Origin of the sequence: Intestinibacter sp. (assembly GCF_034113885.1) — a bacterium.
Taxonomy (GTDB): Bacteria; Bacillota; Clostridia; order Peptostreptococcales; family Peptostreptococcaceae; genus Intestinibacter.
Map to the genome: position 1 here is coordinate 1 of NZ_JAXEWM010000080.1, position 7,053 is coordinate 7,053.

The 7,053-nt window shown below is 30.1% G+C and carries 8 protein-coding genes; all 8 read right to left on the bottom strand.

Annotation, left to right across the window (positions count from 1 at the left end):
• Nucleotides 1–487 (bottom strand): PucR family transcriptional regulator ligand-binding domain-containing protein (locus tag SPD90_RS04785; RefSeq protein WP_320924471.1); only part of this gene is annotated, 487 nt, incomplete at its 3' end.
• A gap of 157 nt (nt 488–644) precedes the next feature.
• Entirely contained in the window at nt 645–1,010 is a 366-nt protein-coding gene (locus SPD90_RS04790) for a PTS glucitol/sorbitol transporter subunit IIA (protein ID WP_320626992.1), read from the bottom strand.
• Between the two features lie 281 nt (nt 1,011–1,291).
• The gene (gene srlE, locus SPD90_RS04795; RefSeq protein ID WP_320626991.1) at nt 1,292–2,323 is read right to left on the bottom strand and encodes a PTS glucitol/sorbitol transporter subunit IIB; all 1,032 of its coding nucleotides are present in this window, start codon (nt 2,321–2,323) and stop codon (nt 1,292–1,294) included.
• Nucleotides 2,324–2,382: 59 nt separating this feature from the next.
• Complete coding sequence (gene srlA / locus SPD90_RS04800) at nt 2,383–2,931, bottom strand: PTS glucitol/sorbitol transporter subunit IIC (protein WP_320924472.1); 549 nt, start codon at nt 2,929–2,931, stop codon at nt 2,383–2,385.
• A gap of 15 nt (nt 2,932–2,946) precedes the next feature.
• Complete coding sequence (locus tag SPD90_RS04805; RefSeq protein ID WP_320924473.1) at nt 2,947–3,393, bottom strand: transcriptional regulator GutM; 447 nt, start codon at nt 3,391–3,393, stop codon at nt 2,947–2,949.
• A 17-nt stretch (nt 3,394–3,410) separates the two neighbouring features.
• Nucleotides 3,411–5,342: a BglG family transcription antiterminator gene (locus SPD90_RS04810; RefSeq protein ID WP_320924474.1), complete on the bottom strand. Its 1,932-nt coding sequence runs from the start codon at nt 5,340–5,342 to the stop codon at nt 3,411–3,413.
• A 20-nt stretch (nt 5,343–5,362) separates the two neighbouring features.
• Nucleotides 5,363–6,184 carry an SDR family oxidoreductase gene (locus SPD90_RS04815; RefSeq protein WP_320624888.1) on the bottom strand — a complete coding sequence of 274 codons (822 nt, stop codon included), beginning with the start codon at nt 6,182–6,184 and terminating at the stop codon, nt 5,363–5,365.
• A 359-nt stretch (nt 6,185–6,543) separates the two neighbouring features.
• Nucleotides 6,544–7,053 (bottom strand): class II fructose-bisphosphate aldolase (locus SPD90_RS04820; RefSeq protein WP_320924475.1); only part of this gene is annotated, 510 nt, incomplete at its 5' end.

Consider the following 7,053-nt stretch of genomic DNA (forward strand, 5'->3'; position numbering starts at 1 on the left):
TATTTTTTACGCTGGATTTATCGAGTTCTTCCTTCAATAAAATGCCTATCTTTGCTTCTTTAAAACTCATACTGTTTTTTTCTTTATTTTTATCATAAATTTCAGTGACTATATCTTCATAATACGATCCCTTTTTATCAAACATAAAAATAGGAAAATCCATATCATTTGCATATTGAATAACTTCATCTGGCAAAACATCATAGTATATATTTTTAACTGCCAAAGCCCCCACTCCATCTGAAACTAAACCCTTGACACTCTCTAATATCAAGCTAGGATCATCCTTTGCATATATAAGACTACTTAAAACAAAATCTCCTCTTCTAAAAACAGTAACTATAGGTTTATTAGATAAGCTTCTCTCGTATTCATAATCTAATATTGAAGCCCCCTCAATTTCTCTATCTAAACCTCTATATCCTGCAACTAATTTAAAATCTTTTAAAGTCGGAAGTTTCATCGCTTCTAATATAGTAATTGCCATAAATTCAACTCCTTTGCTACTTATTAATTATAGATTATATTTGCACATAATAAAACAACTCCCAGAAATATAAATCTCAAGAAGTTGTTCATATTAATAATATTTATGCCCTAATTTTGCAAAGTTATTCTACTTTATTTACTTATATTACTTTGAATTATTCAGTAACTATAGATATTTGAGTTCCGATGTCTAATTTTGGCATGTCAGCTTTTTCTACATTTATAGTTCCTGGTAATGTTGCTTCAGTTGATCCGTCAAATGAAATAGTAACATGTCCTAAATTTTCAAGATTTCTTTGAGCTATTTCTCCTAAAGCTGTTATTTTAAATTTAACTCCGTCTATAACTACGAATTGTCCTGGTTTGATTTCTTCTGTAGCATTTTTAACATCTATGCAATAACAGAAATCCTTTAATGTATCTGGAGCGTTATCCCCAAATAATATAAACATTGATTCTCCTTCAAATGAATCTACTAATGCACCTTTGCTTTTTACTTTGTTATCGTATATTACTGCCATAATATTACCCCCTATATTTAAAATATTATTTATTTTTAAATTTTTAATTTTCTATATTAGAAAAATACAATCTACCTATCTTTAACTAAATGATAACAGATAAACTATATTTTTATAACATAATATTGTAAATTTATACGTTTTATTATTCTTTATATCATTTAATATTTACCTAGGAAGTAAATAGTTATTATTTACTTCCTAGTATCTTATTTTTTTAGTACACAACTTATTTAAAAAGGTTTTATCTAATATCTTTTAATTTTTCTAAACAGTATATCTTATTGATATAATCCTATTGAACAAACCCAAGCTATTAAAACTCTTGGTACACCAGTTAAGAAACGAGAGTATAATACTGCTGGAACACCAACTTCAACTGTTTCAGCTTCTGCTTCAGCAAGTCCTAAACCAACTGGAACGAAGTCACAAGCACATTGAGTATTTATTGCAAATAATGCAGGTAATGCAAGTGATGGAGCTATGTTTCCTTTACCTATTTCAACACCTATTAAAGTACCTATAACTTGAGCTATAACTGCACCAGGTCCAAGTAATGGAGATAAGAAAGGTAGTGAACAAATGAACCCTAATATTACAAGACCTATACCATTTCCAGCAAGTGGAATCATTATCTTAGCAAACCAGTCACCTATACCAGATCCTTGGATTATACCTATTAGTAATGCAACGAATCCCATGAATGGTAAGATTGTATTTATCATTGTTTGTATTGCATCTCTAGCAGCTTGATAGAAAGTATTTACGACTTTACCAGCTCCCATACCGATTTTAGTTATTAAGCTTTTGTTTTCTTCTCCTGCTAATGTTTCAGAGATTTTTTTGTCTGAGCTATATCTGAATTGTTTTTCTTCTTTCTTTTCTTCAGTAGCTTCTGCTTTTACTTCTTCTTTTGCTTCAGCTTTTACTGCTGATCCATCTGCTGGTTCTATTTCATCTAGACCAACTGCTGATACGTATATATCTTCTGTTATAAATTTAGCTAATGGTCCACTTTTTCCTACTGGCATTACGTTTATAGTAGGTATTCTCTTTTGTGGGTATATACCACATCTAAGTGTTCCACCACAGTCTATTATTACTAGAAATATTTGTTCTTCTGGAACTGATGTTTTAAATCCGTTTACTGCTTCACAACCAGTAAGTTCTACTATTTTATCAACTATGTCTGGTTTTGCACCTCCACCAGTTATGTAAAGTAATACATTTTTTTCTTCAGTTGGTTGAACTGTTAATGGTCCACCAAATCCACTTGGTCCTTTATTTATTTTAATTGCATTATATTTAGACATTTATCTTTCCTCCCTAATTATTACAACATAAATTCTATATTTCAAATTTACTTAAAACTCTAAGCTTCTTTTAATTCGTTGCTTAATTCTATTCCTTGTTGTTTCATAACCATCTTAGTAGTGAAGTCTGTTGCCCATCCACTTAAGAAGTTGCAAACTAAACCAACTAACATATATCTTACTGCAAGTGGCATGTAGCTTAATCCTAATGTTGTTATCCCATTTGCTATTCCTAAGAATATAAATACTTCACCTGGATTGATGTGTGGGAATACACCACTACTTGTATGACAGAAATATGAAGCTGATGCATAATAACTTGGTTTTACTCTTTCTGGCATAAATCTACCAAGTGATAAAGCCATTGGGTTACCTAACATGAATGCTCCTAAGAATGGAACTATCATATATCTTAATAAAGGATTCTTTGCTGACATTTTAGCAAATTTGTTTATTTTATTTTGTCCTACTAATGCTATTAAAGTGTTCATTGCTATAAGTAGTAATAATACTTTTGGAACTATACCACTTACCCATGATACAAAAGTATCAGCACCTACTGTAAATAAATTCATAAATCCTTCAGCGAAACTAACTATTAAATCCATACTATTTTCCTCCTCTTATTTTTGAGTTGCTAAATTTTTTATTGAACCTGTAAGTCTACTTAATGGACTTTCTGGCTCTTGTACTTCACCACCGCTCATTATTACATTGTAGTTAGAAGAGGCTTCAAGTATGGCACCTTGCACTTGTTTTGGAAATCCTTTTGCGTCTTCTTTTGTTAATGTTGATACATTTAAACCTTCAAAGCCCTTTAATTTCTTAAATCTCGCAAGTACTGTCACACCTGACATATATGAGCTATCTAATATAATACCGTTGTCGTCTACTGCAAACATTACAATTGATCCTGCCTTAAAGGCACCTTTTTTCTTTCCAATAGCTACTTTTCCTTTTCTTCTAAGCTCTCCAAAGTGTTTTGTAAAACTTTTCATTTGAATCATGCCAAGTGCATATTGTGCTAAGAACGCTACACCAAAACAAATTAATAAAAACCAAAAGTTCATGCTCTCTTCTCCCTTCATTAATTAAATATATTATCTTGTTTTATGAAATACAGTAATAATTCTTTATAGTTCTTTACCTTCGAAATATTTTTAATGATCTCTTTATCTTTAGCAATAGCAATTATTTCATCGTAAATTTTAACTAAGATAGCGTCGTCCTTTTCATCACTATCTGGTATTGCCAATAAAAATACTACCTTCAAATCATCAGATTTTTTATTCTTTTCTTCGTCTGAAAATACTCCTATAGCAAATACTATTTTTTCTGTTTCATAATTTATAGCATGTGGTAAAGCTATATTTTGATCAAAAACCATCGTCGATTTCGATTCTCTTATGTGAATTCTTTCTTTAAAACCTTCATCTACATAACCTGCTTCGTAAAGGTTGTCTATCATAAAATCTACATTTTCTGTATAAGATTTATTTCTATCTAGTATAAAAAACTTTTCTTCATCTAATAAACTAAGTACCAAAGATTCCATCCCTTGTAGCATTGGTATATCTAACTTTTCTGTATATCTTACGCTTTCAATTTTGTTTTTAAGTTGATTTTCATCAAATATTTCTTTTAAATGAATAATCGGTGTACTTGTATCACATTCAAATTTTATTGTCGATAAAACTAAATCGTATTCATCCAAAATTTCTTTATTTACTTGACTGTCTGAAAACATATCTAGCTTAGTATCTATATCCACTATTTTTCTAAGCTGAGCAGCTATCAATCTAGCTGTTATCTTACCTGTTCCACAGATAATTGCTATAGAACAGATTTTATTTTGTTCGTAAGTGTTTTCAGAAATAAATACGCTGAAATAAACTGCTAAAAACCCTAACTCGTCCTTTGATACTTTCTTTTTAGTTCTATCCTCTATAAGCATCTTTGTTATTTCGGCGAGTTTGTATGGAACCATATATTTTTCTTTTATCTCATCTAAAACTGGATTTTTAATTTTTATTCCGTATTTAAGGCGATTTAACATAAAACTTATATGGTATGTAAACTCATCCAGCAGATTTCCTGGAGTGATTGCAATATCCATTTCTAATCTAATTAGCTCGATTATATCTAAGACTAAATTTATAACTTCATCCGTAATTTCTAGATTTTTTACTCTATCTATATCCATAGGTGTTCTCATACCTACAATAGGAAGTGTCATAAACACTCTTTCATTATCTGGAATTGTTAATCCAAATAACTCCTCTAGTCTATCTGATATATCATTTGCTATTTTAATTTGCTTTGTATATATTAAATCTTCATATGTTTCATTCAGCATAGATATTGGATGTCCATTTACTAGTCTATCTATAAGAACTGTTAAGAACTTTTTAATCTGACTTTTTGTACTGCTGTCTAGATTCATTTCTGTAAAAATTTTATTTAATGTCTCTTGTACATCGTAGTCCAAATCGTGATCTTTATATATCTCTTCATATAAATTCTCAATCACAAAAATTCTTATATCAATTTCTTCCCCCTGTAAGACTAAACCAGTATTTGTTTTACCAACTATTTTTATATTATATTTACTCAGTAGTTCTCTTGCCTTTTTCAAATCACCTACTAGAGTTGTACGACCTATGCTCATCTCGTAAGCTAAATCCTCGGTTAAAACAGGCTTTTCGCTATTCATCAATTTCTTTATAACATATGCCATTCTCTTTTTAGGTGAGTTGAAGAAATCATCATGTAAATATAAATTTTCTTTTATCTTTTCAAATTCGTCTTGCTCAATTACATAAAGCTTGTATTTACCTAATTTTAATTGAATCAATGCATTTCCATCGAATATCTCATTTAATTCTTTGATGTCATTTTTTATACTCTTTGTACTTACATCTAATTTTTTTTCTAAATAATCCAAGGAGGCTGACCTTTTATGCTCTAGGATTTGCAATATTTTACATATTCTGTTGTCATTATTAAAATAATCACTCATCCTAAAACCCCCTTGTTTTATTATCCTCTAGTTTTTCCTCCAGCTACATTTATTGTAACACCGTGTATATATCCTGCTCTTTCAGATGCTAAGAAACAAACTAAGTTAGCAACTTCTGAAAGTTTACCACTTCTACCTAATGGTGTAGTTGAAGTACTTTTGTATCCTTCTCTTAATTTTTCTACTGTTATATTTCTTGTATATGCTAATGCTTCTTCGTAAGCTAAAGTTCTAAGTCCTGTTGCTTCAAGTATTCCAGGTGCTACACCTACTACTCTAACTCCTTTAGGTCCTAATTCTTTTGACCATGATCTTGTAAATGAGTTTACTGCATTTTTAGTTGCTGCATATATACTTTGTCCTTGAGATCCTTCAAGACCACTTTCAGAAGACATATTTATTATTACTCCTGCACCTTTTTTAACCATTACTCTACCAGCTGCTTGAGCACATAGGTAAACACCTTTTACGTTAACTCCCATAACCTTTTCGTATATAGTTTCGTTTAATTCGTATTTGCTGTTTTCTTGTTTGTCATCAACTAATAAGCTTGGTATATTGATTCCTGCATTATTTACTATTACATCTACTGTTCCAAATTCTTCACAAACCTTTGCTACAGTATCTTTTACGTTTTGTGCGTCGCATACGTTTGTATTTAAGTAAATCATTTTCCCACTATTTTCATTCATTTCGAATTCTGGTGCTTGTGGGTTTAAATCACATACTGCTACGTTTGCTCCACAGTTTAAAAATTCTTGTGCAACTGCTTTTCCTATTCCAGAAGCAGCTCCTGTTACGATAACTGATTTTCCTTCTAATCCTAACCAACTTGTTTCCATTAATGTTCACCCCTGTTTAATTATTTTTTAATCTTGTTTATAGAGCTAAGCTTTTTTTCTTATCTCTTGCTTTCTTGATTAAATTATAAAAAATATTGGGTTTTTTATTAATGCATAGTTTTTCTTCTTTTTGGAAAAACATTAAACAAATAAAAAAGTATAGAATATATCTATTATAAAATATACTCTATACTATATAATCAAAATTATCATATTTTTTCTATTTAGGTCAATATTGTTTTATCTATAAATTTAACTAAATTTATAGATTACTTTTAATAAGTAAATATTCTTATTAACACAAATCTAATCGACACCATAATAGAATATTGCTTTTTAAGGTCTTTGTCAACAGTAAATTACTCTGATTTTTGTGTTTTTAATGCTTTGTAATATTGTTTTAAACAATCTTTTATTGCATCTTCTACTTCTACAGATAAGCTATCATATAATTGATCTGCATTTTCTTTTAGATAAGCACTTGCAGCCTTTAGTAAATCTGTGCATATATTGACTTTGTTTATTCCACCTTCTACACATTTATTTAGCTTATCTAAACCTGTTCCTGAGCTTCCATGAAGTACTAGTGGAATATCTACTACTTTTTTGATTTCAGCTAATCTGACGTAATCTATGCTTGGAACTTGCTTGTACTCACCATGAGCAGTACCTATTGCAACAGCTAAAGAATCTATTCCTGTTTCTTTTACAAATCTAACTGCTTCTTCTGGCTTTGTATATAAATCAGCCTTTGTTTCTTCTATTCCTTCGTCTGAACCATTTCCTACATGTCCTAGTTCTGCCTCTACTGTTACATTAAGTGGATGTGCATATTCTACTATTTCTTTAGTTTTTTGTATATTCTCTTC